We start from the raw sequence: 26,787 nt of genomic DNA on the forward strand, positions 1-26,787 counted from the left end.
GCCGCCTCGTGTCATTGCGAGGCGGTGTCGCCCGGTTGTTCGGTTCACCGCTGTCAGAGGGGTCCGCGGTGGACCTGAACCGGTAGGCCGGTGCGGAAGTCGGCCGGGCTCTGTCCGGTCCACTGCACGAAGGCGCGTCGCAGCGCGCGGGCATCGGAGAAGCCGACGCGCGCGGCGATCGCCTGCACGGTGAGGTCGGTCTCGCGCAGCAGGTCCATGGCCCGCTGCCGTCGCACCCGGTCGACTTCGTCGCGCCAGCCGGTACCCAATTCGGTCAGCCTGCGCTGCAATGTGCGCGGGCTGGTGAGCATTCGAGCCGAAACCGTGCCGAGGCTCAGATCACCGGACGCGATCGCATCCGACACGGCACCGTGAAAACGGTCGAGCCAGGACGGTAGTGGCCGTGCTCCGGCGAGCGTGAGGCGCGCGTAATCGCAGAGCAGATCTCCCAGGTGCGGATCGCGACCGGTGGGCAGGTTCGCGATATCGAGGAAGCTGATCTCCGAATGTGAGGCACCGAAATCGATTCTGCTGGTGCCGAATTCGTCGATCAGATGCGCGTGCCGCCCACTGGCGCGATGGGTGAACGCGACCCGAATCGGAATGATGTGCGCACCGGTGGCCTCGCGAACCCGGCGCAGCACCAGCGCGAGCACGAATTCCTCGACCGGCACGAATACCGGATCGGCCTCCACCGCCACCCCGACCCGGACGGTCAGCACCCCGCCGTCCTCGAGCACCTGCCAGTCGACCGACGGGTCGGTCACCGCCGAACGCAATTCCATCACCGTGCGCAGACTTTCGCCCAATGTCGCCCGGCTGGAAAACAAATAGTCCCAAACCCCCAGGGACCCGCGCCCGGCCGCGGCACTCGCACACAGCCCCGCACCCGGCCCGCCGGCGAACCCGATCATCTCCCACATCCGCCACGCCGATTCGATCGGCACCCGCACCCGATCGTCCCCCAACGCGACCGAATCCATCTCCACCGCGCCGGACAGATGAGTCGGGGACACCCCGACCGTCAATGCGGTCTGCTGGAGCACGAGCGCGGTGCGAGTGGGGATGGTGCCTTCGATCACCGGCGGAGCATATCGGCAATTCAAGACCGACCGGTTTGCTAGGGATATCCTCGCAACTCTTCAGGGGCGTTCGTGCTCGGGCGCGGCGGCAACTCATGCCGAAGGATCAGCTCGGGTTCGAGGCGAGCGAGCTCGTCATGGCTGTATACCTGGCAACCGCAGATGGTCGCAAGAACTGCTCGCTGACGCGCGGACAACTCGTTGGAGAAAACGACGGCCGCCGCGTTTGCCCGGGTACACGCCTCCGCGATCTCGCGCACCTTGCCGGTGCTCATCAGCGTTCTGGATGAATACGGTTCGGACATGGCCGGTACGCCGCCGGGAGCGTTGCCCTTCTTGCCGCCGGAGACGCCGCGGCGCTGAATGAAGGTCTCGACGACGTGGCCTCCGAGACGAGCGACCTGGGTCGCGACCTCCGCCATCACCGCCAGGTGATCCTTCCGTTTGGCCGAGAACAGGCCAGCCACAATCACATCGGCACCGGCAATGACCTGCTGTGGGTCCACTATTCCACCGGCGGGCCCGGCGCGCCGACGGTTGCGGCCACCATCTCGTGGAGACCGCTTGCCGCTCATGCCGCCCACCGTACTGATAGCCCCTTGGGGCAAGCCAGCAGATTTCCGGCGTCGTGATCGCATCGGGCGCATGGGGTTCGAGAATGGTTGGTGGGCTGGGTGAAACGACCAGGTGGAAGGAAATGGGTGGGGATAGGGTGCTTCGATGATCGAGAACACCATCTCCTCGCGGTTGGCTTCGCTGGTGTGGGAGACGGCGTTGCGGGCTGGGGTGTGCCGGGCGCAATTGGCCGGTGGGCTGGGGGTGGATGCGGGGGTGCTCGGGGATGATTTGGTGAGGGTGCCTACCGAGTCCGCTTGGCGGATGTGGGAATTGCTGTATTCGGTGGTGGGGTATCGGTCGGGGGCGCGGATGGCGGCGACCGCGACGCGGGGGCGGCTCACGGTGTGGGATTACCTGTTCACCAGTGGCGCTACGCTCGCGGAGAGTTTGCGGACGGTGACCGAATTGCGTGCGGTGGTGGCTGATCCGCGCGGTGGGGCGCAGGTGATCGTCAGTGGCGGGTTGTTGACGGTGCGGGATTTATCGTCGGTGGAGCCCGGGCCGATTCTGGGGATGGTCGACGAGTTCACGCTGTCGGTGATGTTGCGGCGGGCGCGGGAGGCCACCGGGCAGCATTTGGTGCCCATTCGGGTGAGCTTCCGGCACGGGGCGCCGCGCGAGCATCGGCATCTGAAGGAGGTATTCGGTACCGGCCGTATCGAATTCGACGCACCGTATGCCGAGATGACGTTTCTCGACGTGGCCGAGTTGCCAACCGGTAGCGATCCGGAGCTAGGGCGCATTCATCGGCGGCATGCCGAATTGCTGATCACCGAGGCGAAACTGCCACCGCACCAGGGTGATCGGCTGCGGATGGCGCTGCGGGAAGCGGTTCGGGGCGGCGAATATCGGCTTGATCAGGTCGCACTGCGGTTGTCGATCAGTCCGCGCACGCTGCAGCGGCGACTGCGGGAGCAGGGCACGAGTTGGCGCGATGAGATCGACTTCATTCGCCACGAGCAGGCAGCTGAACTGTTGCGGGAGACCGATCTTCCGATTCGGTCTATAGCGACCCGCCTCGGCTATACCGACCCGCGCGCATTGCAGCGGGCCTTTCAGCGGCAGACCGGTCGCTCGCCGGGCGAGTTCCGGCGGACGGGCGAAGATCCTTCAGCTGAGCTGGTGACTCGCGCCACAAATTCGCGACTTTGAATGATGGATTCTGTGTTTACAGAATTATGTTCAGAGATATAGCGATTGATTCGAATCATATTCATACTCTCCGTGAGCGGTCGATCGGCCGCAGTCGCTGACGTTCAGGGAGTGCTGAATGAGGATCGGAATCCCCCGCGAAGTGAAGAATCACGAGTACCGGGTCGCGTCCACGCCCGCGGGCGTGCGGGAGTTGGTGCATCGCGGACATGAGGTCTACATCGAGAGCGATGCCGGGATCGGATCCTCGTTCGACAATGCGGCCTATCTCGATGCGGGGGCCCGGGTGCTGGACTCGGCCGATGAGGTCTGGGGTGCGGCGGATCTGGTGCTGAAGGTGAAAGAGCCGGTGGCCGAGGAGTATTCGCGATTGCGGGCCGGACAGGTGCTGTTCACGTATCTGCATCTGGCCGCATCGCGGGACTGCACCGATGCGCTGCTGGCCTCCGGCATCACCGCCATCGCCTACGAAACCGTCACGGGCGCGGACGGTTCGCTCCCGCTGCTTGCTCCGATGAGCGAGGTCGCGGGGCGATTGGCGACCCAATCCGGGGCCTATCACCTGATGCGCAGCGGCGGTGGGCGCGGTGTGCTGCTCGGTGGCGTGCCGGGTGTGCGGCCCGCGAATGTGGTTGTCATCGGCGCCGGTGTGGCGGGGCGCAATGCCATCGCCATCGCGCACGGCATGCGCGCCGATGTAACCGTGCTGGACCTGAATGTCGCACGGCTGCGCGAGATCGACGATCTCTATCACGGGCAGGTTCGCACCGTGGTGTCCAACCGCACCGAGATCGACAATCTGGTGCTGGAGGCGGATCTGGTGATCGGCGCGGTCCTGGTGCCGGGCGCCAAGGCGCCGACACTGGTGTCGAATGCCCTTGTCTCACATATGAAGCCGGGTTCGGTGCTGGTCGATATCGCGATCGATCAGGGTGGTTGCTTCGCGGACTCGCGGCCCACCACCCATGACGAGCCCACCTACCGGGTGCACGATTCGATCTTCTACTGCGTGGCGAATATGCCGGGCGCGGTGCCGCACACCTCGACCGTCGCGCTGACCAATGCGACCCTGCCGTATGTGGTGGCGCTGGCAGATAAGGGCTGGCGTGCTGCGACCGCCGCCGATCCCGGCCTGGCGGCGGGTTTGAGCACCCATGCCGGTGCCCTGCTTTCGGAATCGGTTGCGGCGGCGCACGATTACGCCGTCGAGCGGGTGGCGGTCTAGCGGCTCAGGATGATTCGCGGCCTGCGGTCTGGATGTGTTCGAAAATCAGGATGGTCTCTGTCGAGGCGACCGCGGGATGGGCGCTGAGATTGTCGAGCACGAACCGCCGCAGGGCGTCGGAATTCGCCGTGGCGACGTGGATCAGATAGTCGTCGGCTCCGGCGATGAAGTAGACGTTCTCGACCTCGGGCACCGCGGCCATCTGCTCACCGAACGCGGCGAGCTGGCCGCGAGCGTCCGAATGCACCCGGACCGCGATCATCGCTTGCAGATCGCGGCCGAGGGCGGCCGGATCGATATCGGCGTGGAACCCGCGAATCACCCCGCGCTCGACCAGGCTTCGCACCCGCCCCAGGCAGGTGGAGGGTGCGATACCGGCGGCCGCGGCCAGCGCGCTATTGGTCATGCGGCCGTCGCGCGCGAGTTCATCCAGCAGCACCAGGTCGACGGCATCGAGCGCCGGTGCGGTTCGCGACGGGTCCAACGCTGTCATCGGCACCAAGGGATCGTTTCGCACCTCCGCACAGTATCGAAGATCGTTCGGCGTCGAGCCCCGATGTCATTGGAAGATTCGGGCCGGATCAGCTCTCGCGCAGCACCGCGCGTAGCCGAGTCGCGAATCGGTCGGGATCACCCACGAATCCGGTATGGTCGCCGGGGAACAGCGTGGGTTCGATGCCCAGCGCCTCGGTGAGTGCGCGGGACGAGCGATCACACAGCTGACCCGCCGAATCCTCGCCGATACCGATCACGATGCGGGCCCGCGCGACCCGCAATGCCTCGATATCGGGCTGAAAATGTGTGGTCGCGCGAAGTTCGCGGGTGAACCAGCGATGCTCGTCGGCGACCTGGCGCGGGTCGCGGTCACCACCGAACATCATCTCCAGCAGGCCCTCGGGCAGCTGAATATTGGCCTGGCTCATGAACTTCGCCCAGGCGCCGAGGGTGTCGCCGGTCAGGTGGGTGGCGATGATGTCCTCGGTACCGGCGTGCAGTTCCGCGCGGTCGCCGAGTAGTTCGATCAGCGGCGGCTCATGCGCGATGACGGTGTGCACCTGCTCGGGATGGGTCTGGGCCAGCGCCAGCACCGTGACCGCGCCACCGCTGGAACCGAATACCGTGGCCGGTCCGGCATCGATATGCGCGAGGAGCCGGGACAGATCCCGGGCGCGCAATCGCGGGGTGGATTCCTGCTCGGGATCGTGGACCGGACTGCGGTTGATACCGCGTGGATCGGTGGTGAGCACGGTGTGATCGACCGCGAGCAGCTCGGCCAGCGGCACGAAGGCGGAGGCGTCCATCGGCGCTCCGACCAGGGCGATCAGCGGGCCGGAACCGCGCAGTTCGTAATGCAGGCGCGCATCGTCGACCTCGACGGTGTGGGCGGGCGTGGATACAGCGGATTCGGAAATCATTGGGCACTCCTGTGCGTCAAGCCATGCTGTCCGGCTAACTTAACTGAACGGTACAGGACAGTTGATCCGTACTCAAGAGTTCAGTTGGGGAGTACGATGGGATCCGTGACGACCGATCAGGAGCGGGTCCCCGCCGTGGCCCCCACCGGCAAGCGCGCCGAGCGCAGCCGCCAGGCGATTGTGTCCGCCGCGCGGGAAGCATTCGTGCGCAATGGATTCGACATCGGCATGGACGCGATCGCGGCGTCGGCGGGCGTCTCCAAGGTGACCGTCTACAACCATTTCAAGAGCAAGCAGGACCTTTTCAGCGAGGTCATCGGTGAGGCCATGGACGAGGCCCACGCCACCCTGGCCGATGTCCGGGCCGATCTCGCCGATTCCGAGGACACCCGCGAAGCCCTGATTCGCATCGCCTGGGCCATGATCAATACCGCGAACGATCCCTCGCGGCTGGGGCTGCGCAATGTGGTCACCGCCGAACTACATCGTTTCCCCGAGCTCGGCGACGCCTGGCAGCAGCGCGGCCCCGCACGTTCCGCGGCCAACCTGGCCGGCGCGCTCCAAGACCTATGCGACCGAGGGCAATTGGCCATCCCCGATCCAGAGGTTGCCGTCATCCAATTCTTCGGACTGACGGTCTACCCCCACCTGATCATGGGTTCGTTCGGTAGCTCCATCGACCCCGACCTCACCGACCGTCTCATCCGCGATGGTGTCGATATGTTCCTGAGCCACTACCGCCCCGAGCGTTCCGGGGCGGATTCGGTGTAGCCACCGAACAATTCGTCTCGCACACCCTTGCACATCTGTCTGGGACAGCTTATTTTGATGACATTGCTGTCCGGTAATTGACTGCTGCTCATTGCGCGCATTCGTGCTCGGACACCTACGACCGAGCCGCTGCTGAAACCGATCCCCTAGTGAGACACCCATGAGCACGAAGAGCACACCCTCCTTCGACGTACTCGTCATCGGCGCGGGATTCGGCGGGATCGGAACCGGCGCGGCCCTGCGCCGCGCGGGCGTCGAGAACTTCCTGATCATCGACAAGTGGCACAGCGTCGGCGGCACCTGGAACGCCAATACCTATCCCGGCGTCGCCGTCGACGTACCCTCGCCGATCTACAACTTCTCCTTCCAGCAGCGATCGCGCTGGTCACGATTCTTCGCGCCCGGCAACGAGATTCAGCGGTACGCGGAGGAAGTCGTCGATCGGCAGGGTCTGCGCGGCAAACTGCGCCTGGGCTGCGGGGCGAGCGAGGCCCGCTTCGACGAGGCCGCGGATCTGTGGCGGGTGCGCACCACCGACGGTGATGAGATCACCGCACGCTTCCTGGTGAGTGCGGTCGGCGCGCTGGAACAGCCCAAGCCACCGGCGATTCCGGGCATCGACAGCTATTCCGGGCGGCTCATGCACACCGCGCGCTGGGATCACTCCTATGACTACAGCGGTAAGCGGGTCGCCGTCATCGGCACCGGAGCCACCGCGCTACAGGTGATTCCGAAGCTGGCCGCCCAGGTCGAACAGTTGACGGTGTTCCAGCGCACCGCCATCTGGGTCGCGCCCAAACCCGATTTCCCGATGGGCGCGGTCAGCAATCGCGCCCTCGACTTCCCACCCGCGCAGCAGGCGGTGCGGTTCATCGGGAATGTCGCGGTGAACGCGTTCCTTGGCATCGGCTTCGCATTGTCGGACTATCCGCGACTCACCTCCGCGGTGCTCGGCACCGGCGAAACGGCGCTGAAGGCCTACCTGTTCACCCAGATTCGCGATCCGGAGCTGCGTCGCGCGCTCACCCCGACCTATCGGCTGGGCTGCAAGCGGCCCTCGATCTCGAACACCTACTTCCGGACCTACACCCAGCCGCACGTGGATTTGGTGACCAACCCGATCGAGAAGTTCACCGCCGACGGTATCGCGACCGAGGACGGCACGCTGCGCGAGTTCGATATGGTGGTGACGGCCACCGGCTTCCAGGTCATGGACAAGGGCGCGACTCCGCCGTATCCCGTATATGGTTGCGGCGGAATCGAATTGGGTGAGTTCTGGGATCAGAACAAGTACCAGGCCTACGAAGGGGTCTCGGTACCCGCGTTCCCCAATATGTTCCATATCTTCGGCCCCTACGGCTATGCCCCGGGCTCGGTTATCCCGCTCATCGAGGCGACCGCCGCACATAGCGCCCGGGCCATCAAGGAAACGTTGCGCCGCAACGCCACTCGCGTCGAGATCCGGCAGCAGCCGCACGACGAGTACTTCGCGCGCATGTACGCCCGCAACAAGAACACCTATCTGTTCAAGCAGGGCTGCGCCGAATCACGCACCTACTACATCAACTACCAGGGCGACGGTCCCGCGTTCCGGGCCACGACCCAGGCCGGAATGTATTGGAGCAACCGGCATTTCCCGCTGGACCACTACCGGTACACCACTCGCCCGACGCTGCTCGCCGCCGCCGATCCCGCCAGGGCGTTGGCCACCCACCCCTGATCAAGGGAATTCAGCCGTTCGTTGAGACTCACCAGACCAGGCAGAAAGGATGCCCGGCCGGGTCACGGAAGACCCTGAAGTTCTCCTCCCCCGCGGCGTCGGTCACCCGAGTCGCGCCCAGCGCCAGCACATCTCGCTGGGCGCGCTCGATCTCGTCGACCTCGATATCGAGGTGGAACTGTTGTGAACCGTGGGGGTCCGGGAAACTCGGGGGCTCGTATTCCGGTGCGAGCTGGAACGCGAGCCGGCGGCCGTTCGCGTCGGTCAGGACCGACCAGGTGTCATCGTCGGTCTTGACGGTGCCGCCGAGTACGCGCTGATAGAAGCTCGCCAATGCGGCGGGATCCCGGCTGTCGAGCACTACCGAACGAAGGTTTCCGATCATGTGAGCCGGGTTGCCGATTTGCTCCCAGGTAAACGGGACCACTTGCACACTTGCCAGAAAGATCAGTTCCGTTTCATGCTGCCGACGCTCAGCGATCCACTCGCCGCGCTCCGCTGCCCCTGCTCCACTTCACGGACATACGTTTCCGGATCCTTGTCCACGGGCTCGACACCGGCATAGTTCCTGGCCTCGAACGCCGCGAAGGACACCGCGAGCTGATGACGAGCCTGCAACCCGGCCAAGCGCCGGAAATCGGTGAGCCCTTCTCGCTCTTCCTCGGCCATGTGATCACTATTGGCCAGGTTCGCCGCCGCGACAGCCGCGTACCAATCGTCGGAACCGACCTTATGAGAGGCCACCTCGGCGATCGCGTCCCGAATCTCGTTGTGATCGTGGATGGCGTCGAGCGTCTCGTCCTCGACCCCGGCGGTACGCTTGGCCGCGATACCTACCCGCAGCAGTGCGGGGTAGAAGATCTCCTCCTCGGCAAGCGCGTGCAATTCGAGGAAGGTGGCGAGCCGCGCCCATATCGCCGACAGCACGCCGGTCTCCCCACGATCGATCTGCTCCAGGATCGCGAAGAGCCGCCGCTGCTCCCGATGGTCGTCGAGGATCAAATCGGTGATATCCATTGAGTTCCTCCCTGGCAGGGCATCTCAGGCCAGGATGCCCGATGGGCCATCAAACGCACGGCTCAATGGGGAGTGTCGCCCTCGTAATCCATGTTCGCGGCTTGGTCTTCGGTGGTGCCTTCCGGGTCCCGCTCCGCCGACCGCTTGTCGTCATCGCGCTGGGATTCGTGCTGCCGCTCCCGCTCATTCGTCGATTCCTTGGGCATTTCGAACCTCCTCCGGTGATGTGATTTCGATGCACCAGCGCCATACCCGGGCTCTGGCACAGCAAACCCGGATGCCTCACGCCAGCGGAGTGTCGCCCAGCGCCTCGGCCAGATCGCCCGGGGTGTCGTAGAGCGCCACCGCCCCGGCATCACGGAGTTCGTCATCTCCGAAACCGCCGGACCGCACGACGATCGCCGGCATCTCGGCGCGCTTGGCGGATTCGACGTCCCACACCGAGTCGCCGATCATGACGCTCGGCGCGTCCTGCGGTGCGGACAGCTTCTTCAGGGCCACCTGCAGCAGATCCGGTGCGGGCTTGGAGTTCTCGACATCATCGCTGGTCGTCCATCCATCGACGATGTCTCGGGCCGCGAGCTTGTCGAGGAAGATCTCGACGTGGCGTTGCTGACCGGAGCTGGCGAGCACCAGACGATGGCCGCGCTGCTTGATCGCGATGAGCAGCTCGCGTGCGCCGGGCAGCGGCACCATCTCCTCGATCAACGCGTCAACCTGCTTGCCCTGCTCCTCCCTCACCCGATCGCCGACCCGCCGCTCGAGGTCCGGACCGCCGAGCTCGGTCAGCAGTTGGTCTCCGCCCATGCCGATCAGCCGATGCAGCCGCCAGATCGGATACGTCTCCCCGACCGAGCGCAATGCCCGGAACCAGGCCAGCGCGTGCTGATAGTTGGAGTCGATCAGCGTCCCGTCGATATCCAGAACCGCGATGGTGGATTCGGTCATCTACGACGGCTACCCGCTCATCGTTCCCTCAACCGCCCCCGCGACAGCGGCGGGCAAGCGCGGATCACGCGCCGGGCACTCCGAACAGTGGCAGGCAGCCCGCCACCCCGGTCACTTCCACCGGCACGGTGCGATAGTCCTGCCACCGGGCGATCATTGCCCTCGTGCGGTGTTGCCGGCCATGGGATTTCGGTTCGCTGGGCTGAGCAGCGGTTCGGCACGGTAGCCGTCAGCCGGTCCGATCGGTGGTCGCGGTGCATCCTTCACGCCCGCAATGGGTTTCGTGACCGCTGGCCGTCGGGGCTTCAGTTTTCCGGGGGGTCCGTTCGGTTCGGGTTCGACTTCGCGTCCGGTAGTCGGACGATGCCGTTGGCGAGGTCCACTCCCAGGGGGTCGGCCGTGGTGGCGATTTGTTCGCCACGTAGTTCGCGGCTGCGCCGTTCCTGCTGGGTGTGCTGACTCGACGGGGCCATCAGCGCTTGCAGTTCACCGAACATGCCTGCGGCGCCGCCGCCGGTGGTCTTGGTGCGCGAGGCGATCCACCCGCGGCGCTCGGCTATGACGAAACCGCGGTCCAGGACCACACCGAATACGACGATGCCGACAATTACCCACACCAAGGGCATATCTACCCCTTCCGCCTTCCGTCTCGACGGTACGCCGTCCGGAGATCCGAGATGCGGGTGAGCGGATCGTGCGGCGGCGGGCTCCAATTTCAATACGGCCGGGAAGCAGGTTTAGCTATGAGATAGCTATCTCTTTCCTGTGCAGACCATTGGGCATAGAGAGGCATTTGTGACACAATCTAGCAATCATTTAGCCAATAGCTCGATCGCGGCCGGGGAGCCAGGAGGGGTGGTGTACATAACTTGGACGCTGGTTACTGGTATGGCTGGATCGGAGTTATCGCAATCGGTGCGGCGATAGTGATCGCATTCGGAGCTTTGGTGATCCGACCTAGAAATAGCTTACGGGCACAAGCTGATTCGCATACACCGGCGACGAACGAGCGCATTCAAATTGTGCGCGAACGTATTCGGGCTGTGTTGCGCTGGGCGTGGGTGGCGCTACTGGGGCTGTACGCGGTGTTCTTCGTGTACGCCGGAGTCACCGGTACGCGCGGCCCGGGCGACTCGGTTCATGATCGGGTGTTGTGGGCCGCGCTGTGCCTCTCCGCGGCGATCGGGTTCACCGCCGCGGCGCTGTGGATTCGCCGCCGCGGTACGCCCGAGGCCAGGCCGTGGCGCGAGGGCCTGCGCAACGCGCTGAGCTGGGTGTTGACCTGGCTGCTCGCGATCCTGTCGTTCACCATGCTGCTGAACGTGGTCCTCCCTCTGCGAAGTGACCCCGACCAGTCGTGGTACCTACGACTGGTAGTGAGCGTGATTTATCTCGTCATTGCCTTCGCGATTGGCCTTGGCGCCGTGTGGGTTCGGCGGAAGACCCGGACACCGGAAAGGCCGCTTCCAGTTCGGTGAGGGCTTCGCCGCAGTACGGGGCGAGGCGCTGGATGTGCGGGAGGGCGGTGGCGCACGCGGTGATACAGAGGTTGAGGCGTCCCGCGTAGGACATGATGGTGATGTTGAGGGCTTGGCCGTCGAGCGGAATCGATACGGCGTGCCACTCCTCGAGAGTCATTCCGTTGTAGTGCAACGGGGTTCGAGGACCCGCGAGGTTGGATACGACGACGTTGAACATCGGTTTGACGCGGCTGCCGAGGCCGAGGACCAGGCCGGTTCCGAAGGGGGCCATCAGCATTGCGGTGTACGCCATGACCGCGGTGGCGGACATACGGCTCATATGTTGTTTCGCGTGGACGGTGGAGGCGACGATTGTGGCGAAGCGGGTTCGGACGTCGTCGATATCGGTGGCCAGGGTGGCCAGCGCCATGGTTGTCGCGTTGCCTTCGGCGTCGTCACTGTCCTTGGGGCGGAACGACATCGGCATGCCTGCGATCAGGGCGGCGGCGGGGAGTTCGCCGATTTCGGCGAGGTAGCGGCGCAGGCCACCGGCGCACAGGGCGAGGATGACATCGTTGACGGTGCCGCCGGATCTGGCGGCCAGATCGGTGATGCGCGCGAGATCGAATGACTGCGTGGCGATTCGGCGATCGGCGGTGATCGGGCCGTTGAGGATGGAGCGGGGTGCGGTGTAGGGCTTGATCAACGGGTCATCGTTCGCGCTCATGCCGGGGATGACCTCGCGGACCGTCGCCTCGGCCAAACCGCCGTACATGCGGGTGAGCGCTTGCAGGCCGGTGAGTTGTGCGCGCGCCATGTCGAACGGTGCGCGAAGCATCTGCGAGATCGAATCCATTTCGGTTGCGGCAGAGTCTGTTCCGGCCGCACGAGGCCGTTGCGCACGGGTCTCGCGGTATGCCCAGATCGCGGGCCTGTCGCGCTCGTGGGGATCATCGGACATCACCTTGCGGGCGAGGCGTACCGTCGCGACGCCGTCCAACAGGGCGTGGTGGCCCTTGATGTAGAGCGCTATGCGCCCCTCGCCGATACCCTCGATGACGTGGACCTGCCAGAGCGGATGGGTGCGATCCATCCGGATGCCGTGCAGGCGCGAGACCAGGATGCCCAGTTCGCGTTGGCCGCCCGGCGCGGGCAGGACATGGCGTTGCAGGTGGTAGTCCAGGTCCGGCTCATCGACGCGCTCCCACCGCGGCAGTATGCGGCTGATCCCGGACGACGCCAGTCGACGGTCGAAAGGGGTTGCGGCACTGGTGAAAGCGCGCAGATGATCGATGACCTCGGTGACGTAGCCGGGTCCCGCGTCCGGTGGCAATCGGAAGATGTCCAGGTGCGCGATGTTCATCAGATCCGAGTCCGATTCGCCCCACAGGAACGCCGCGTCGAGCGGGCTCAGCATGGTGGTCATCGGGGGCTGTCGATGCGCTCGTGCTCGGCGGCCGATGCCTGCTTCAGTTGCGCGAAGGCGACCGGGGCCCCGGCTACGCCCCAATTGCCCTCGGGCACTTCACGTATCAGCGTCCAGACGTGCATGGCCTGCGCACTGTGCGGATCCAGTTCAGCCGCGGCGACAACGGTGGCGTGCACATCGGCGATCAGTCCGGTCTTGCGGCGTTCCGATAGCGCGCCCGCCGGGACCGTGATGTCGATCCGGAATCGGGGAGCCCCGCCGGGACGGCCGCCGACCGCGAGCCGGTCCGCGTCGATCTCGTGCAGGTAGACCCAGGTGACCTCGCGGAAGAACTCCGTATCCGGGGCTCCCTCCCAGCGCAGCAGGGTCGTGGCGAGGTCGTCGAGCAGGGCCTGGGTCTTCGGCGGTGCGATCGACCCCCGCACCACTGTCACATCGATCATCGGCATGGCGTCCGTCCTCTCTCGAAGTTATACCGAGCGATATAATTTTGAGGAAGGCTAGGCTGTGAGGTAATTGGTGTCAATGTCCGTCACGGCAAGCTGGACGCGGGGTTAGCGGGGCGCTGCTGTACGCCGCAGGCCAGAAAGCTATGCTGAGCGACATATTTCCGGGCGGCTGGACGAGGAGGCGTGATGACGCAGCGCGGCGAGAGCCGAGACCGGATGCTGACCGGCGCGGCCCTGCTGTTCCGCGAACGCGGGGTGGCGGGCACCGCCCTCGCGGACATCATGGAGCGCACCGGCGCACCGCGCGGTTCGGTGTACCACTACTTTCCCGGCGGCAAAGCGCAATTAGCCGAGGAGGCAACCGATCTCGCCGGGCGCACGATGGGCCGCATGATCAGCGCACTGCTCACCGCCGAGGGACCCGCGGGAGCGGTGAGCGCGTTCGTCGACTACTTCCGCAGCCAACTCCTCGACAGCGACTACATGGCGGGCTGCCCCGTGGCGGCCGGCGGCATGTCCGGCGCGGACACCCCGGGTGCGCGGGAACGCGCGGGTGAGGCGTTCACCGAATGGGAATCCACCCTCGCATCCGCACTCTGGCAGCACGGCATGGCAGTCGGCGACGCCGAGGACACCGCCACCACGGCGGTCGCCGCGATCGAAGGCGCACTTGTGATGGCTCGCGCACAGCGCAGCACCCGGCCATTGGACCGGATAGAAACATTCATGCTCCGCCAGCTGAGTACGCTCGCCCAGCCATAGACAATCACCGATGCGTCCGCAGCATCAATTTGGCAACTCGAGCGGACATTCGGCTCTCGACGGAACCACCAAGGCCTGTCACACCTCGATGTAAACCCCCATCGAAGAATCGGGTTGCCAGTGGTCAGGGCGCGATCCAGCGGTCCGACTCGCCAGGGCGATCCGTGCCACTGTGACAGTCCGGGCTCTAGACTTCGCAGCTGTGGACCATCGCGAGCAGGGGCGCGAAGCGTTGGCGCAGGAGTTGCGGCAACTGCGTGGCGAACGTCCGGAGTTGAGTCTCCGGGCGATCGGTCAACGTGCGCAGGTCAGCCATACCACTGTCTCGCGAGCGTTCTCGGTCGAGGACAAATTGCCCTCGTGGCCCTCGATCGCGGCTATTACCGAAGTCTTGGGCGGTGCGACCGGGGAAATCGAACCATTGTGGTTGTGGGCTTCGACCGGTACTCCACCCACGCGACTCATCACCGCTCCGTTGCCGCCGCGGCCCGCGCCGCGACCGTGGTTCACGCCGGTGTGCGCGGTCGCGACCGTCGGGCTGATGATTCTGGCTATCGCACACAGCGCGATACCGCCGCAAACGAGCGCGGATCGCTGGCTCGGCGACATCGTGCAGGCCGTAATCGCGACCGCGGCCGCGATCGCATTCGGGGTGCGCGCACGGCAAGACCGGGGATCCGATCGCCGATGGCTGATATTCGCCTGCCTGGCGACGGTCTGCTGGACCGTGGGCATGGCGTGCTGGATTGCCGTGCACGAGATCGGCGGTGATCACGACCGTGGCACCGCGATCACCGAACTCGGCTTCCACGCCTACTCGCTATTGATGATCGGCGCACTCTGGCTGCGCAATGCCTGGCCTACTCGGATACCGAATATGACCACGATGCGTTCGGTCGCGCTGATCGCGGTCGCCGCGCTATCGGTTCCGTCGCTGATCTGGTTGCTCGCCGCATTCCTCGACACCGTGTCCACCGGCACCGACGATGCCCAGATCCGGCTGACCTACCTCTACCCGATCGCCGATGGCGCCATGCTCGCCATGGCGTTGTTCGGTGCGTTGACCGGCACCCGGATCATCCAGTCATGGCTTTTCGCAACGGCATTCGGCGTGCACGCGGCCGCGAGCATCCTCGCCACCACGTACATCACCGAGGACGTGTCCACGGACCTGGTCGCCAGCTCGGAGTTCGGGTTCACGACCTTCACCGTGCTGCTCGCGCTCGCGGCGATCGCACCCATGGACAGTCGCACCCGGCCCGAGCGCCATCTCGACCTGGCCATCCGGGCACTACAGGCGGGCGGTTTGATCGCGATCGCGATCTATATCCTCGCCCTCGCCACCGGCCATCTGCCGCCCGCCATCACCTCATACATCGCAGCCGCGCTGATACTGCTGCTGATCGTGGCCCTGGTCGCCGGATTCAACCATCGACTCGGTTCGCCGCAGCGTTAACCGCCCTGTGTCAGTGCGAGTTTGACCGTGATCGGCTGTTGCTCGGTGACCGGGGTGCCCGCGGCCGGGGCTTGATCAATGACGAAATACGTTGGGGTGTCGCCACTGTCGAAGAGCACATTGTGGCCGTCGGGTGCGGTTGCGGTGGTCACGTGGAAGCATGCCCCGTCGCCCTGGATCGCCGAGTCGAAGCGTTGCCCGCGCCAGTCCGGTAGCGCGATCGGCCACGGTTTGGCATGGCATTGATCAGCGACCGATGCCACCGTGGTCGCCACGGACGGTGCCGGTGACTTCGATTCACCGTCTGTCGATCCCCCGCAAGCGGTTACCCCGACCATCAGTCCCGCGCATACGATGCCGACCCCTGCGAATCTTGCGGACACCAAGTCTCCCTTGTCAATTGAGCATTGAACGCAGCGCCATCCTTGCATGCGGGGGCCCGGTCGGATCGCGGACGGGCCGTCAGACGGAGAATAGGCCCCACATGATTGCCCATGCGAGCCAAAGACATCCGGCCAGCAGCGGGACGGACTGTGCGATTCGGTGCCGGGTGGGCAGGCCGGGGCGGGCCGCGGTGATCGCGGTGGCCGCGAGGAATACGGTTGTGAGCACGGCGAGTGATTGCAGGATCAGCCATATCAGGGAACGGGACGCGATGGTCGGACCGGTTGGCTGCGCGTTGAAGACGAGGATCGAGAGCGTGTACGTGAGTGTCGCGAGTATCGATACCACTGCGGTGCAGGACAGTAGGCGGCTGAGCCGGGTTGCGCGGGTGGTGCCGCCTTTCGTCGACGTTCGAAGCGGGTACGCCGTGAAGGCGAGAATCGTTGCGATACAGAGGGCTATCTGTGTTCGCGCGGATGTCGACCAGCCGTGGCCGGGATCGGTACTGGTGACGGTTTGTGAGGGTGGTGCGGCAGCCGATGACGGCGGTGGGGTTCCGTCCGCTGTGCGGTGAATCCATGTGGTCATCGTGTCGAGGTAGCCGGGGGCGAATGCTCCGGGTGGGGCGGCCGCGCCCGGCGCGACGCCGAGTCGATCGAATCCATTGCTGGTCGAGCGACCGTTGTGGGCGGCGTCAGGGAGAAAGTCGATGGTGACCGAGGGTGATGCGGTGAGCGTATTCCGCAGTACCGCAGCGCTTTCGGCGGGCGGGACCTGCATGTCGTACTGACCCCATAGGGCGAGGACGGGAATCCGCAGGGCGGTGAGTGCGGGCAGCGGGTCGAAGTCCGCCGCCGGGAATGCGCCGGTGTCACCGAGTAGGCGGGCGGTGGGACCGGCGATGGTTTCGGGCAGCGATCCGCGTGCGCCTCGATGACGCAAGTTCATTGCCAGACTCCACGTTTGCGTACGAAGTGGACTGAAACCGGATGCGCCGAGGGTGATCAGGAAGGCGATATCGGCCGAGTGCGATGCGGCCAGCGGCGCGACCCAGCCGCCCTCGCTGAATCCCCACAAGCCGACCTTATCCGCGCGGACGCCTGCGGTATGTCGCAGGGCTCGGGCGGCAGCCAGCGCATCGTCGGCCAGTAATGCGAAGTCCCGGTGGGTGAATGAGTAGCCGTCGGTGCGTTTGTCGTAGATGAGCGCGGTGATTCCCGCCGCGGCGAAGGCGCGGGCCTCGAATTGGAGTTGGGTGCGAGGCACGGGGCCGGAGCCGCCCACCAGCACAACGCCCGGCGTCTCGGAAGGCGTTCCGGCCGGGCCTATCACCGTGCCGTGCAGGGTGAGTCCACCTCCACCGGTGAAGGCAACGTCGGTGCAACTGAAGCTCTCGCAATCGACAGCCGTTGCGGCAGTGGCGAAACCGGTGATCGGGAATGTGATGACGGCCAGGAGCACGGTGAGCACGCCCGCGGCGAAGAAGCGGCGGACGAATGAGAAGTGGAGCACGGTAGAACCTCGGCTCGTCAGATTTCGGGAAAGCCGAACATGCGCAGCAGCACAGCTTTTCGGCCGGGATCGGAGTTGTCGGCCAGGCCGTAGCGCTGAACGAGTTGGATGTACTCCTCGAAGAACTCGCGAAGCTGCGCCCGATCGACGCGAATCGTGGCCCGGGAGAACAGGAATGCGTCGGCCCACGGGCCGAGGTCGGGAGCCGCCCGTTCGTACGCCTCATAGAGTTCGACCAGCTCGGCGAGGTTGTGCCGGGTCATTTCCGCTGTGGCCGTGCGCATCTCGTCGGTTTGTTCGCTGTAGGACGGATAACGCAGGTCGCCGGGGACCGCACGCCACCAGCGTTCCTTACCGTTGGCGAGCTCGGGAATCTCCTCGATGAAGCCGTGCTTGGCCAGCTGACGCAGGTGATAGCTGGTGAGCCCGGTGCTCTCCCCCAGCGCCTGCGCCAGCGAGGTCGCGTTCACGGGGCCTTTGCGCAGCTGTTCCTCGATCCGTCGGCGCAGGGGGTGCGCGAGCAAACGGAGTGCGGCGACATCGGTGATGGTCCGAGCGCGAGGTTGGTCTGCCATGGCATTGACGATAGCGCTTGCAAAGATGGTTTGCAAAGAGTCTTTGTACGTATCCGCCTGTGCGGCACGGCAACCGATCTAGCGAGCCGCGCCGCGAGATCAATGGCTTTGATCGAGAATGGCAAGCGATCAGCAAACGGCAAGACCTTCGATCGCAATACGCATAGACGTGTTCAGTTTTCACCTTCCAACCGGTTGGTGTGGTGTAGATCACATTTATTGGCCAACCCTTGGCTACCACCTGGACGAAGTCTTACTCGGGGGGTCACGAACCGAAGGGACAATGATGCTCACCTCGGCTCTACCCAGGGCACTGATCCGGGTGCTGGTTGCCATGGCGGCAGCGACGACGGCGTTCGCCATTGCCGCTCCGGCGGCGCACGCGGGCGCGATCTACCCGATAGCCGAACCCGACGGGTTCTACTACGGTCCGGGGAATCTCGCCGACTTCGCGCCCGGCGACATCCTCGGTTCCCGGCCCGTGGCCGCGCATCCGTGGCCCGGAGCCACGGTGTGGCAGTTGTCCTTTCGCTCCACCAATTCCGCGGGCGCACCGATTCCCGCCGTCACGACCCTGATCATTCCGGCGGGCGGCGGCGCGAACCGACCGCTGCTGTCGTATCAGCCGTTCGTCAATTCCCTGGGCCTGCAGTGCGCCCCCTCGCACGCGCTGTTCGACGGTGGGCTCAAGGAGGCGGGCGCGCTCAATATGCTGCTGGCGCGCGGCTGGGCGCTGGCGGTGCCCGATCATCTCGGACCCACCAGCGCTTACGGTGCGGCGCGCCTCGGCGGACAGATCACCCTCGATGGCATTCGGGCGGTCAAGCGCTTCGCTCCGGCCGGGCTCGCGGGATCTCCGGTCGGATTGGCCGGGTATTCCGGTGGCGCGATGTCCACCGGTTTCGCCGCCGCACTCGCTCCCGAGTACGCGCCCGAACTGCCGATTGTCGGTGCCGCACAGGGTGGTTTGCCGGTGAACCCCGGCAAGATGGCCATCGCGGTGGGTGATACCCCGCATCCGTTGTTCGGGCTCGGATTCGCGGTCGCGATGGGTGTGGAGCGCGAATATCCGTCCGCGCTGCCACTGGATCAGGCGCTGACCCCGGCCGGATTCGCGCTGCGCGATCGTATCGCCAACGCGTGCACCGACGACATCATCTCCGCGGGCGCGGGCCACTCGATCGGCGAAATGTTCAACCGCGGCATGGAGAACGACCCGACCATGATCGCCGCGATGCATGACAACGCCCTGGAGATCGCCCCCGAGATTCCGCGTGCGCCGATCTATCAGTGGCACGGCGGCAGCGATCAGGTGCCGCTCGATCAAGCGCTGGCCACCGCCGGACGCTATTGCGCCGCAGGCACTCCCGTGCAGTTCGACGTCATCGGCGGCGATCACGCCACCGCGATGCTGCCGGGCGCGATGCGGGCCATGAACTACCTGTCGGACCGCTTCGCGGGCATTCCGGCACCGTCCAACTGTCGCTGACACCCTCGAATTCAGAAGGGAAACAACATGACTCGCCGCCTGCTGCGGGGTCTCACGACAATGTGCATGCTGTTGGCGGCATTGCTGCCCGCGGTATCGCACGCCGATCCGGGCGGGGGTCCGGCGCTATTGGGCGTGCGACCGCTCGGCGGCAGTCAATATGAGGCCACCGTCTATTCGGCGGCGATGGATCGGGTTGTCCCGGTGTGGATTTCCCACCCGGGACATTCCGCGCCCGCACTGTATCTACTCAACGCGATCGACGGTGGTGAGGCCGGCGGGCCCTGGACCCAGCGCACCGACGCGGCGGCCTTCTTCGCCGATAAGCCGGTGACTGTGATTCAGCCGATCGGCGGTCGCGCCTCGCTGTACACCGACTGGGTCGCCGATGATCCGGTGCTGGGACGCAATAAGTGGTCGAGCTTCCTGCTCGATGAGCTGCCCGCCGTCCTGGGCGATCGATTCGCGCTGAATGGCGCCAATGCCATTGCGGGCACCTCGATGTCGGCGGGATCGGCCTTGGCGCTGGCAGCCGCCGCGCCGGGCAGGTACGCGGCGGTGGGCTCGTACAGTGGCTGCCCACGCACCGATGATCCGGTCTCGCGCGCGATGGTGCGCGCGCAGCTGCGGCTGTTCGGCGCGAACCCGGACAATATGTGGGGTCCCGCTGATCCCGCCTGGGCAGCCAACGACGCGGTGCTCAATGCCGAGCGGTTACGCGGTGTGGCACTGTACATTTCGGCGGGCAACGGTGCGCCCGGCATTCATGACACCCTCGCCGATCCCTCGATCGGCGGTGATGTCCCGCGTCTGACCGACCGGCTGGCCATCGGCGGCAGTATGGAAACGGTTGTGCACGACTGCACTCGGTCGCTGACCGATCGCCTTGCCGCACTGAGCATCCCGGCCACCACGGTCTATCGCAACGGCACACACGCGTGGCCGTACTGGCAGGACGATCTGCACGACTCCTGGCCGGTGTTCGCCGCCGCACTGGGTGTGTGATCGCGTCCGCTCGGTGCTGATGAACCAGGCACCGAGCGGACGCGTGACGATCCGATCAGGCCGCTCCCGTGAACAGGCCCGCCTGCGTGGTGTGCACGGCTCGTTCGATCACCTGCACCACGGCCGTGCACACACCCTCGCACCGCTGCGCGCGGGCGTGCTTTTCCACCACATCCGGTGCCCAACCGGCACATTGGGCCCCGGTCGCACGCACCGACGACAGCAGCGCGAGCAACGCCGCGATCCGCGCGTCCGCGGGATGGTGATCGAGCAGCACCCGCTGCAACCGCATCCGCAACTGCCGCTTGCCCGCCACATCGACGGTCGGCCAGGTGTCGACACCGAACACGCCCAGTACGCGCGTGCGCTCACACCGCACCCGGCCGCGCGCGGTCAGCCGGGCCAGCAGATTTTCGCGCAGGCCCCGCCCGAGCCCTTCGAGCACTTGCGCCGGAGTCCGCGGCCTCCCCGCGATCGCGGCCCGCGCCGCGAGCAGGATGGCATCGGTATCCGCGAGCGGCGTATCGAGGTTCGCCACCGCGCGGGGTACCCGGCGATTCTCGACGATCCGCACCGCGGGCACCGGCCGATCCGGTGCGACACTGGTCAATTCGAGCAGCACCGCCCCGGCCAGCAACCGATCCATGACCGGCCGAGCGAGCATCGGCTCCCCGGTCCGATCATCGTGCAACAGCCACAGCAGGTCCTCTGCGATCAACGGTGTCATGGCCGCAACCCTGCCGCAGCCCCGCTGTGGACACGCTGAGAGACACAGCCACTCCCCCGGACCGTTATCCACCGGATTCGGTGGCCGGTTTCTCCTACAGTGGCAAGTAACACCGATGCAGCGAAGGGGCGCTCATGTCCGTAACCCTCGTCAAAGGCCAGAACGGTCCGCTCACTACCAATGATGTGGTGATCTCGGCGCAGATCGCCGCGCCCGCGGAGCTGTCCGCGCTATTGGTCACCGCGCAGGGCCGGGTTCGGACGGACGCGGACTTCGTATTCTTCAACCAACCCAGTGGTCCGGGGGTGCGGTTGCAGCCCGGGGCGGCGGGACAGCCTGCGGCGGTGGCGGTTTCGCTCAATCAGGTGCCGAGTGAGATCGATCAGATCAGGGTGGTGATCACGCTCGATCAGGCGGGCGCGACCTTCGGTCGGATCGCGCCGCCGAGCGCGGCGGTCAGTGACGCGATGGGTAATCGATTGTACGAGTACCGAATCGACGGGTTGAGCACCGAATCGATCGTCATCGCGCTGGAGCTGTATCGCAGGCAGCACACGTGGAAGGTGCGTGCGGTCGGGCAGGGTTATGCGGGCGGGTTCGCGGCCCTGGTCACCGATCACGGCGTAACGGTCGAGGACGCGCCGCAGGCGGCACCGGCAGTCGCGCCTGCGCCACCTCCCGCTTCGCACTATCCGCCGCCTCCCCCGCCCACCGCGTCGCACTATCCACCGCCTGCGCCGCCCACCGCATCGCACTATCCACCGCCCGCCCCGGCCGCATCGCCGGCTTACCCGCCGCCTGCCCCGCAGCACAGTTATTCCCCACCGGCACAGGGGTTTCCGCCGCCCCCACCCGCGCCGACGGGCGAGGTGAGTCTGGCCAAGGGTCGCCCGGTCAACCTGGCCAAGGGCCAGCGGGTGACACTGCGGAAGGAAGGCGGGGTCGCGCTGACCCGTATCCGGATGGGGCTGGGCTGGGACCCGGTCAAGAAGAGTGGACTCTTCGGCAGCCGGACCGTGGATATCGACCTCGACGCCTGGGTGGCGATGTTCGCCGACCGGAACCTGGCTGACGTCTCGTACTACGGTCAGCTCACTTCCAAGGACGGGTCTATCCGGCATCAGGGCGACAATCTCACGGGCGCGGGTGAGGGCGACGACGAGGTGATCCTGTTGGATCTCACCCGGGTGCCCGCCCACATCACGACGCTGCTGTTCATCGTGACCTCGTACCAGGGCCAGACTTTCGAACAGGTCAGCAACGCCTACTGCCGTCTCGTGGACGAGACCACCGGCGCCGAACTCGCCCGGTTCGCGCTGGCGGGCGGCATGCCGTTCACCGCGCTCTCGATGGCCAAAATGTATCGGGTACAGGGTGATTGGAAGCTCCAAGCGATCGGCGAAGGGTTCCAGGCGAAGCATCCCGGTGAGGCGGCACCACAACTGGGACGGTTCGTCACCGGCAACTGAATCCATTGCCCGAGAACGGCTTCCAGACACGGCTTGGGCCTGACGCGCGACACCGGGCACGCGAAGACGCGCCCGGTGTCGACAAGCGGTGAGCTATGCCCCGGCGTGAGCGGGCTTATTGCCGTGGCGGTGCAGGGTTTCCAGCGCTTCGACGAGCACCTTCGGATTGTGCTGACCCTTGTAGACCGGCTGGGGCTGGGTATCGAGCCCGAGCAGGGTCGCGACCGCGACTCGTGCGGTGCGTACCGAGTACTCGACGGTGAATACGACATCGTCGGGGACCTCGGCGTACTGGCCGATGAAGGCCAGGTTGGTGGAACCGGCGGGCACCACGTCGGGGCGGTCGCCGTGCGAGCGGACCAGGAATTGGCTGGTGATGTAGGGCATGATCGCCGGGATGACGATCGAGTTGTTCAGTATTTGCTCGCGGTTGTCGATTGCCAAGTGCGACAGCACTTCTCGCAGGATCTCCTGCCCGGTGCAGGCCGACATGGGCTTGTTGACGTTGTCGCCCTTCTTGTCCGGGAACAGGGCATAACCCCACCAGACGAAGGTGTCGGCGGGCTGCTCACGGAAGTGCGGTTGATGGTTCAGCACGATTGTCAGCAGCCAGTTCGAGTCCTTGAGCGTGATCAGGCCGCCCTTGCCCGCCTCGCTGCCGCTGAACTTCTCCATCTCCCGGAAGAATGTCGGATCCTTGGTGGTCACGGTGAAGGACTCCCAGGTGGAGTCCTTGATCGAGGAATCGAAGACCGCGGGGTTGCCCAGGCCCGAGCGCTTGGCGGCGAGGGTGCGCCACAGCTGCCACGCACCGGCGGAACCCGAGGTGTCCAGTGTCGGGGCGGCATCGGTGGAGCCCAATGTCGAATCCGCGGTCATGGATCCGTTGGTGATCATGACCAGATCGTCCGCGCCGACCTCGATCTCCTCGGTCTTGCCGTTGCTGACACAGGTCAAGCCGGTGGCGCTGAACGCCTTGCCCTCGGTGAGCCGCACATCGGTGACCCGGCAGCCGAGCCGGATGGTGACGCCCTGTTCGGTGAGCCATTTCAGCATCGGGCGGACGATCGAATCGAACTGGTTGTATTTGGTCCGGTAGATCCCGGACATGGTGTCGAACGTCTTGAACAGATGCACGAAACGATTGAGGTAGCGGCGGAATTCGATCGCCGAATGCCAGGGTTCGAAGGCGAAGGTCGTGCACCACATCCACCAGAAATTGGTGGTGAAGAATTCCGGCGAGAAGCAATCGGTGATGCGCTTGCCGTCGAGCAGTTGTTCGGGCGTCGCGACACATTTCACCAATTCGAGGCGGTCGCGTTCGCTGAAGCCCATCGAATGCGCGTCGATCGGGTGACCGGCGGAGTCGATCAGCCGGGCGTGATCGTCCCAGGCGAAGTCCCGGTGGAAGGCGAAGGTGTCGTCGGTGACCGATACCGCGGGGTCATCCAGCGAGGGGATCGAGCGCAGCAGGTCGTAGGTGCAATCGAAGTGGATCTCGAACATGCGGCCACCGCGCATGGTGTATCCGGTTTCCGGGGAACCGGCGGCATCGAGACTGCCGCCCTCACGTCCCTGTTCTTCGAGAATTACGATGTCGGATCCGGAGAAACCACCGTCACGAATGAGAAATGCCGCGGCGGACAGTGCCGCGATACCACTTCCGACCAAATACGCCTTCGCCATGATCTACCTCTTCCAGGATTGTTATCGCCGTCAGGGTGTTTCTATGGGAGGTGCACCGGAACTACCGGCGTCTTCACTGTAGGCCAGGACAGATTTGCCGGTAACCAGACGTCGGTGTCGGGTGTGAGCGGGCGTCTGGATTCGAGGTAGGCGCGCAGGGTGGTGAGCCCGGGGTGCGGGTTGTCGGCGCGCCAGATGATCGAGAGCGGGTAGATCGGGGAGGGGTCGCGCAGTGGAATGCGGCGCAGGTCGTAGCTGTCGGGCCAGAGGAATCGCGTGCCTTCACCGATCAGGGTGGCGAGGTCGGTTGATTCGGAGATCTCTTCCAGCAGAGCCTCTTTCGCGAAGACCGGGCCGAGTCTGTCGATGGTGAAATCGAAGGCGGCGGTGAATTCGCTGAAATAGTCGGCTACTTCGCCGTTGGCGGGCAGGCCCGGCATCCAGATTCGGTGGCCGGACAGTTGATGGGGGCTCAGGACGCGGGCGTCGGCCAGCGGGTGGCGCGGGCCGACGAGGAGTTGGTGCGGTTCATCGATTATTCGTGCGGAGCGGATCGACTCGGGAAGGCGGCGGGCAGTGGCGACCGCGTGGAAAGTGGCGTCGATGGTGCCGGCTTCGACCGCGGTGATCGCGCCGTCGAGATCGGCGTCGAGAGTGATGACGTCCAGGTCGATGGCGGGGTGTGCGCGGTGAAAGTCCCGCAGCAGTGTCGAAGTGATGATGCGGCGGGCCACGATATCGACGCGCAGGGCGCGGCGGCCCGGGCGTACGGAGGCGTCGGCGCGGTCCGCGACGCGGAGCAGCTCGCGAGCGTGCGGTAGGAAGGCCTGACCGTCGATGGTGAGTTGTGCGCCCCGGGCGGAGCGGGCGAACAGCCGCACATCGAGGTATTTCTCCAGTGCCGCAATGCGTTTGGATACCGCCTGCTGGGTGATCGACAGGGCGGCGGCGGCTTCTTGGAATTGACCCGCGTCCGCGGCGGTGACGAAGGTGCGCACGGCATTGAGATCCACGGGGTCAACCTAGTCGTACAACCGATGGTTGTGGCTCGCCACCGGTGCCGTTGTTTGATTCCGGCCCTTCGCCCTTGCTTTGATCACTGCGATCAACGGCGGGTTGTTCGGTGGGAGAGGTGGAGATCGTGGCTGGCAGCGGATCCCTGGGCCATCGGTTCCACTGGTTGTGGACCTCGTATGCGGTCAGCGCGTATGGCTCGGGGCTGGGGTTCGGAGCGTTGCCGCTGATCGCGGTATTGGCATTGCACGCCGATCCGATCGAGGTGTCGGTGTTGGCGGCGGTGGGACCGGCGGTGGGTGCGCTGCTGGCGTTGCCGCTCGGGCCGTGGGTGGAGTTTCGGCGTAAACGGCCGGTGCTGGTCGCGATGGATGTGATCCGGTTCGCGGCCATGATGTCGATTCCGGTCGCGTATGCGTTCGGACGGCTCGGATTCGTTCAGCTGCTCGGTGTTTCGGCCGTGGTGGCCGCCGCCAAGATCGCGTTCAACGCGGCGAGTGGGGCGTATCTCAAATCCATTGTGCGGCAGCAGGATCTGCTTGTCGCCAACGCGCGATTCGAGTCGACGAATTGGAGTTCCATCGCCGTCGGCCCGCCGCTGGGTGGTGCGGCGATCGGGGTGTTCGGGCCGGTGATCACCGTGGTGGCGGATGCGGTGAGCTATCTGCTCTCGGCTTTGGCGCTCAGCGTGATTCGCGATCGAGAGGAAGTACCGGCGTGTACCGGAGCTGTCCGGCGTGGCGAGCTCCTCGACGGCTGGCGGCATCTGCTCGCGCATCCCGGGCTGCGGGCGCTGTACCTGAATCAGCTGCTGGTCAGCGGTTTGATCATGGCGACCGAACCGCTGTTGGCGGTACTTCTGTTGCGCGAGTTGGGTTTCGCGCCCTGGCAGTACGGTCTCGCCTTCGCCGCGCCCTGCTTCGGCGGACTCATCGGCTCACGGTTGGCGAGTCGCGTTGTCGCGCGGTACGGCCGGGATCGAATCCTGCGGACGGTGGGAACGCTGCGGGCGGTGTGGCTGATCGGGCTGGTCGTCGTCCAACCGGGGGTCGCCGGTCTCTTAACCGTGATCGGCGTCGAGCTTGCGATCATCATCGGCATGAGCCTGTACAACCCGGTGCTGGCCACCTATCGACTCGAGCACACCCCGAAAGAGCTTGTCGCTCGTACGCTTTCAGCCTGGTCGATCGGCAGCGGGGTCGCCATCGCGATCATGAGCGCACTCGGCGGAGTGCTCGCCGCCGCCATCGGGCCACGCAGTGCGATCGCGGTCGCGGGCGTGCTGATCCTCGCCGGCCCGCTGCTGCTCCCCCGCGCAGGTTCCGGACCTGCGCAAGCGGGTGGTTCAGAATTGATCAAGCAAACGGGAATGAAGTCCCATTAGTCGCGGTTACCCCTCCTGTCTCCACTTAACGGAACTAC

General features: G+C 65.5%; 28 protein-coding genes. 11 read left to right on the forward strand and 17 right to left on the reverse strand.

Annotation, left to right across the window (positions count from 1 at the left end):
* Positions 1 to 53: 53 nt before the first annotated feature.
* On the reverse strand, positions 54 to 1,082 hold the full coding sequence (locus ACFVUS_RS26715; protein ID WP_387771966.1) for a helix-turn-helix domain-containing protein: 1,029 nt from the start codon (positions 1,080 to 1,082) through the stop codon (positions 54 to 56).
* A gap of 38 nt (positions 1,083 to 1,120) precedes the next feature.
* Positions 1,121 to 1,657, reverse strand: a complete 537-nt coding sequence (locus ACFVUS_RS26720) for a hypothetical protein (RefSeq protein ID WP_387771969.1) — start codon at positions 1,655 to 1,657, stop codon at positions 1,121 to 1,123.
* A 145-nt stretch (positions 1,658 to 1,802) separates the two neighbouring features.
* On the opposite strand from ACFVUS_RS26720, the gene ACFVUS_RS26725 reads away from it, so the two are divergent.
* Positions 1,803 to 2,852: a helix-turn-helix domain-containing protein gene (locus tag ACFVUS_RS26725; protein ID WP_387771972.1), complete on the forward strand. Its 1,050-nt coding sequence runs from the start codon at positions 1,803 to 1,805 to the stop codon at positions 2,850 to 2,852.
* Between the two features lie 118 nt (positions 2,853 to 2,970).
* On the forward strand, positions 2,971 to 4,077 hold the full coding sequence (ald, locus tag ACFVUS_RS26730) for an alanine dehydrogenase (protein WP_387771975.1): 1,107 nt from the start codon (positions 2,971 to 2,973) through the stop codon (positions 4,075 to 4,077).
* Positions 4,078 to 4,081: 4 nt separating this feature from the next.
* Here ald and ACFVUS_RS26735 read toward each other — a convergent pair whose 3' ends face one another.
* A complete protein-coding gene (locus ACFVUS_RS26735) occupies positions 4,082 to 4,570 on the reverse strand; it encodes an Lrp/AsnC family transcriptional regulator (protein WP_387774714.1) in 489 nt (162 codons plus the stop codon).
* Positions 4,571 to 4,658: 88 nt separating this feature from the next.
* Positions 4,659 to 5,492 (reverse strand): alpha/beta fold hydrolase, encoded by an 834-nt coding sequence (locus ACFVUS_RS26740; RefSeq protein ID WP_387771978.1) that lies wholly within the window; start codon positions 5,490 to 5,492, stop codon positions 4,659 to 4,661.
* 105 nt (positions 5,493 to 5,597) lie between these two features.
* Between ACFVUS_RS26740 and ACFVUS_RS26745 the strand changes: the two genes are divergently transcribed.
* Positions 5,598 to 6,263: a TetR/AcrR family transcriptional regulator gene (locus ACFVUS_RS26745; RefSeq protein WP_387771981.1), complete on the forward strand. Its 666-nt coding sequence runs from the start codon at positions 5,598 to 5,600 to the stop codon at positions 6,261 to 6,263.
* A 160-nt stretch (positions 6,264 to 6,423) separates the two neighbouring features.
* On the forward strand, positions 6,424 to 7,983 hold the full coding sequence (locus ACFVUS_RS26750) for a flavin-containing monooxygenase (protein ID WP_387771984.1): 1,560 nt from the start codon (positions 6,424 to 6,426) through the stop codon (positions 7,981 to 7,983).
* Between the two features lie 28 nt (positions 7,984 to 8,011).
* Here the strand turns inward: ACFVUS_RS26750 and ACFVUS_RS26755 are convergent, their stop codons facing one another.
* The 5 genes from ACFVUS_RS26755 to ACFVUS_RS26775 form a co-directional block, all read right to left on the reverse strand.
* A complete protein-coding gene (locus ACFVUS_RS26755; RefSeq protein ID WP_387771987.1) occupies positions 8,012 to 8,344 on the reverse strand; it encodes a VOC family protein in 333 nt (110 codons plus the stop codon).
* Between the two features lie 86 nt (positions 8,345 to 8,430).
* A complete protein-coding gene (locus ACFVUS_RS26760) occupies positions 8,431 to 9,000 on the reverse strand; it encodes a hemerythrin domain-containing protein (protein WP_387771990.1) in 570 nt (189 codons plus the stop codon).
* A gap of 62 nt (positions 9,001 to 9,062) precedes the next feature.
* A complete protein-coding gene (locus ACFVUS_RS26765) occupies positions 9,063 to 9,206 on the reverse strand; it encodes a hypothetical protein (protein ID WP_387771993.1) in 144 nt (47 codons plus the stop codon).
* A 76-nt stretch (positions 9,207 to 9,282) separates the two neighbouring features.
* The gene (locus ACFVUS_RS26770) at positions 9,283 to 9,948 is read right to left on the reverse strand and encodes an HAD family hydrolase (RefSeq protein ID WP_387771996.1); all 666 of its coding nucleotides are present in this window, start codon (positions 9,946 to 9,948) and stop codon (positions 9,283 to 9,285) included.
* Between the two features lie 305 nt (positions 9,949 to 10,253).
* Positions 10,254 to 10,574 (reverse strand): DUF6191 domain-containing protein, encoded by a 321-nt coding sequence (locus tag ACFVUS_RS26775; protein WP_387771999.1) that lies wholly within the window; start codon positions 10,572 to 10,574, stop codon positions 10,254 to 10,256.
* A 396-nt stretch (positions 10,575 to 10,970) separates the two neighbouring features.
* Here ACFVUS_RS26775 and ACFVUS_RS26780 point away from each other — a divergent pair, with 396 nt between their 5' ends.
* Positions 10,971 to 11,426, forward strand: a complete 456-nt coding sequence (locus ACFVUS_RS26780) for a hypothetical protein (RefSeq protein ID WP_387772002.1) — start codon at positions 10,971 to 10,973, stop codon at positions 11,424 to 11,426.
* Here the strand turns inward: ACFVUS_RS26780 and ACFVUS_RS26785 are convergent.
* On the reverse strand, positions 11,344 to 12,834 hold the full coding sequence (locus ACFVUS_RS26785) for a wax ester/triacylglycerol synthase family O-acyltransferase (RefSeq protein WP_387772005.1): 1,491 nt from the start codon (positions 12,832 to 12,834) through the stop codon (positions 11,344 to 11,346). The genes ACFVUS_RS26780 and ACFVUS_RS26785 overlap by 83 nt on opposite strands.
* Entirely contained in the window at positions 12,831 to 13,286 is a 456-nt protein-coding gene (locus ACFVUS_RS26790) for a 4-oxalocrotonate tautomerase family protein (RefSeq protein ID WP_387772008.1), read from the reverse strand. The genes ACFVUS_RS26785 and ACFVUS_RS26790 overlap by 4 nt, the downstream gene beginning before the upstream one ends.
* Before the next feature lie 186 nt (positions 13,287 to 13,472).
* On the opposite strand from ACFVUS_RS26790, the gene ACFVUS_RS26795 reads away from it, so the two are divergent.
* Together ACFVUS_RS26795 and ACFVUS_RS26800 are read left to right on the forward strand one after the other, a co-directional pair.
* The gene (locus tag ACFVUS_RS26795) at positions 13,473 to 14,048 is read left to right on the forward strand and encodes a TetR/AcrR family transcriptional regulator (protein ID WP_387772011.1); all 576 of its coding nucleotides are present in this window, start codon (positions 13,473 to 13,475) and stop codon (positions 14,046 to 14,048) included.
* A 202-nt stretch (positions 14,049 to 14,250) separates the two neighbouring features.
* On the forward strand, positions 14,251 to 15,504 hold the full coding sequence (locus tag ACFVUS_RS26800; RefSeq protein WP_387772014.1) for a helix-turn-helix domain-containing protein: 1,254 nt from the start codon (positions 14,251 to 14,253) through the stop codon (positions 15,502 to 15,504).
* Here the strand turns inward: ACFVUS_RS26800 and ACFVUS_RS26805 are convergent.
* The 3 genes from ACFVUS_RS26805 to ACFVUS_RS26815 all read right to left on the reverse strand — a co-directional run bounded on the left by ACFVUS_RS26805 (position 15,501) and on the right by ACFVUS_RS26815 (position 17,975).
* A complete protein-coding gene (locus ACFVUS_RS26805; protein ID WP_387772017.1) occupies positions 15,501 to 15,767 on the reverse strand; it encodes a hypothetical protein in 267 nt (88 codons plus the stop codon). The genes ACFVUS_RS26800 and ACFVUS_RS26805 overlap by 4 nt on opposite strands.
* Positions 15,768 to 15,966: 199 nt before the next feature.
* Positions 15,967 to 17,400: an alpha/beta hydrolase family protein gene (locus tag ACFVUS_RS26810; protein ID WP_387772020.1), complete on the reverse strand. Its 1,434-nt coding sequence runs from the start codon at positions 17,398 to 17,400 to the stop codon at positions 15,967 to 15,969.
* A 17-nt stretch (positions 17,401 to 17,417) separates the two neighbouring features.
* Positions 17,418 to 17,975 (reverse strand): ArsR/SmtB family transcription factor, encoded by a 558-nt coding sequence (locus tag ACFVUS_RS26815; protein ID WP_387772023.1) that lies wholly within the window; start codon positions 17,973 to 17,975, stop codon positions 17,418 to 17,420.
* A gap of 283 nt (positions 17,976 to 18,258) precedes the next feature.
* Here ACFVUS_RS26815 and ACFVUS_RS26820 point away from each other — a divergent pair, with 283 nt between their 5' ends.
* Together ACFVUS_RS26820 and ACFVUS_RS26825 are read left to right on the forward strand one after the other, a co-directional pair.
* The gene (locus ACFVUS_RS26820) at positions 18,259 to 19,464 is read left to right on the forward strand and encodes a lipase family protein (protein WP_387772026.1); all 1,206 of its coding nucleotides are present in this window, start codon (positions 18,259 to 18,261) and stop codon (positions 19,462 to 19,464) included.
* Between the two features lie 27 nt (positions 19,465 to 19,491).
* Positions 19,492 to 20,469, forward strand: coding sequence for an alpha/beta hydrolase (locus ACFVUS_RS26825; protein WP_387772029.1), 978 nt, complete (start codon positions 19,492 to 19,494; stop codon positions 20,467 to 20,469).
* Positions 20,470 to 20,524: 55 nt separating this feature from the next.
* On the opposite strand, the gene ACFVUS_RS26830 is transcribed toward ACFVUS_RS26825, so the two are convergent.
* Entirely contained in the window at positions 20,525 to 21,196 is a 672-nt protein-coding gene (locus ACFVUS_RS26830) for a GPP34 family phosphoprotein (protein ID WP_387772032.1), read from the reverse strand.
* A 134-nt stretch (positions 21,197 to 21,330) separates the two neighbouring features.
* Here ACFVUS_RS26830 and ACFVUS_RS26835 point away from each other — a divergent pair, with 134 nt between their 5' ends.
* Positions 21,331 to 22,665, forward strand: coding sequence for a TerD family protein (locus ACFVUS_RS26835; protein WP_387772035.1), 1,335 nt, complete (start codon positions 21,331 to 21,333; stop codon positions 22,663 to 22,665).
* A 93-nt stretch (positions 22,666 to 22,758) separates the two neighbouring features.
* Here the strand turns inward: ACFVUS_RS26835 and ACFVUS_RS26840 are convergent, their stop codons facing one another.
* Together ACFVUS_RS26840 and ACFVUS_RS26845 are read right to left on the reverse strand one after the other, a co-directional pair.
* Entirely contained in the window at positions 22,759 to 24,351 is a 1,593-nt protein-coding gene (locus tag ACFVUS_RS26840; RefSeq protein WP_387772038.1) for an oleate hydratase, read from the reverse strand.
* A gap of 41 nt (positions 24,352 to 24,392) precedes the next feature.
* Complete coding sequence (locus ACFVUS_RS26845) at positions 24,393 to 25,364, reverse strand: LysR family transcriptional regulator (protein WP_387772041.1); 972 nt, start codon at positions 25,362 to 25,364, stop codon at positions 24,393 to 24,395.
* Positions 25,365 to 25,492: 128 nt separating this feature from the next.
* Between ACFVUS_RS26845 and ACFVUS_RS26850 the strand changes: the two genes are divergently transcribed.
* The gene (locus ACFVUS_RS26850) at positions 25,493 to 26,749 is read left to right on the forward strand and encodes an MFS transporter (protein ID WP_387772044.1); all 1,257 of its coding nucleotides are present in this window, start codon (positions 25,493 to 25,495) and stop codon (positions 26,747 to 26,749) included.
* Positions 26,750 to 26,787: the final 38 nt, after the last annotated feature.

Source organism: Nocardia sp. NPDC058058, from assembly GCF_042885355.1.
Classification (GTDB): Bacteria; Actinomycetota; Actinomycetes; order Mycobacteriales; family Mycobacteriaceae; genus Nocardia.

Excerpts from the sequence above, each read along its gene's own strand:
- ACFVUS_RS26835 (WP_387772035.1), top strand. The coding sequence starts at position 21,331 with ATGTCCGTAACCCTCGTCAAAGGCCAGAACGGTCCGCTCACTACCAAT.
- ACFVUS_RS26750 (WP_387771984.1), top strand. The coding sequence starts at position 6,424 with ATGAGCACGAAGAGCACACCCTCCTTCGACGTACTCGTCATCGGCGCG.
- ACFVUS_RS26725 (WP_387771972.1), top strand. The coding sequence starts at position 1,803 with ATGATCGAGAACACCATCTCCTCGCGGTTGGCTTCGCTGGTGTGGGAG.
- ACFVUS_RS26785 (WP_387772005.1), bottom strand. The coding sequence starts at position 12,834 with ATGACCACCATGCTGAGCCCGCTCGACGCGGCGTTCCTGTGGGGCGAA.
- ACFVUS_RS26815 (WP_387772023.1), bottom strand. The coding sequence starts at position 17,975 with ATGGCAGACCAACCTCGCGCTCGGACCATCACCGATGTCGCCGCACTC.
- ACFVUS_RS26840 (WP_387772038.1), bottom strand. The coding sequence starts at position 24,351 with ATGGCGAAGGCGTATTTGGTCGGAAGTGGTATCGCGGCACTGTCCGCC.
- ACFVUS_RS26770 (WP_387771996.1), bottom strand. The coding sequence starts at position 9,948 with ATGACCGAATCCACCATCGCGGTTCTGGATATCGACGGGACGCTGATC.
- ACFVUS_RS26825 (WP_387772029.1), top strand. The coding sequence starts at position 19,492 with ATGACTCGCCGCCTGCTGCGGGGTCTCACGACAATGTGCATGCTGTTG.
- ACFVUS_RS26735 (WP_387774714.1), bottom strand. The coding sequence starts at position 4,570 with ATGACAGCGTTGGACCCGTCGCGAACCGCACCGGCGCTCGATGCCGTC.
- ACFVUS_RS26765 (WP_387771993.1), bottom strand. The coding sequence starts at position 9,206 with ATGCCCAAGGAATCGACGAATGAGCGGGAGCGGCAGCACGAATCCCAG.
- ACFVUS_RS26830 (WP_387772032.1), bottom strand. The coding sequence starts at position 21,196 with ATGACACCGTTGATCGCAGAGGACCTGCTGTGGCTGTTGCACGATGAT.
- ACFVUS_RS26795 (WP_387772011.1), top strand. The coding sequence starts at position 13,473 with ATGACGCAGCGCGGCGAGAGCCGAGACCGGATGCTGACCGGCGCGGCC.
- ACFVUS_RS26775 (WP_387771999.1), bottom strand. The coding sequence starts at position 10,574 with ATGCCCTTGGTGTGGGTAATTGTCGGCATCGTCGTATTCGGTGTGGTC.
- ACFVUS_RS26760 (WP_387771990.1), bottom strand. The coding sequence starts at position 9,000 with ATGGATATCACCGATTTGATCCTCGACGACCATCGGGAGCAGCGGCGG.
- ACFVUS_RS26790 (WP_387772008.1), bottom strand. The coding sequence starts at position 13,286 with ATGCCGATGATCGATGTGACAGTGGTGCGGGGGTCGATCGCACCGCCG.
- ACFVUS_RS26740 (WP_387771978.1), bottom strand. The coding sequence starts at position 5,492 with ATGATTTCCGAATCCGCTGTATCCACGCCCGCCCACACCGTCGAGGTC.
- ald (WP_387771975.1), top strand. The coding sequence starts at position 2,971 with ATGAGGATCGGAATCCCCCGCGAAGTGAAGAATCACGAGTACCGGGTC.
- ACFVUS_RS26720 (WP_387771969.1), bottom strand. The coding sequence starts at position 1,657 with ATGAGCGGCAAGCGGTCTCCACGAGATGGTGGCCGCAACCGTCGGCGC.
- ACFVUS_RS26820 (WP_387772026.1), top strand. The coding sequence starts at position 18,259 with ATGATGCTCACCTCGGCTCTACCCAGGGCACTGATCCGGGTGCTGGTT.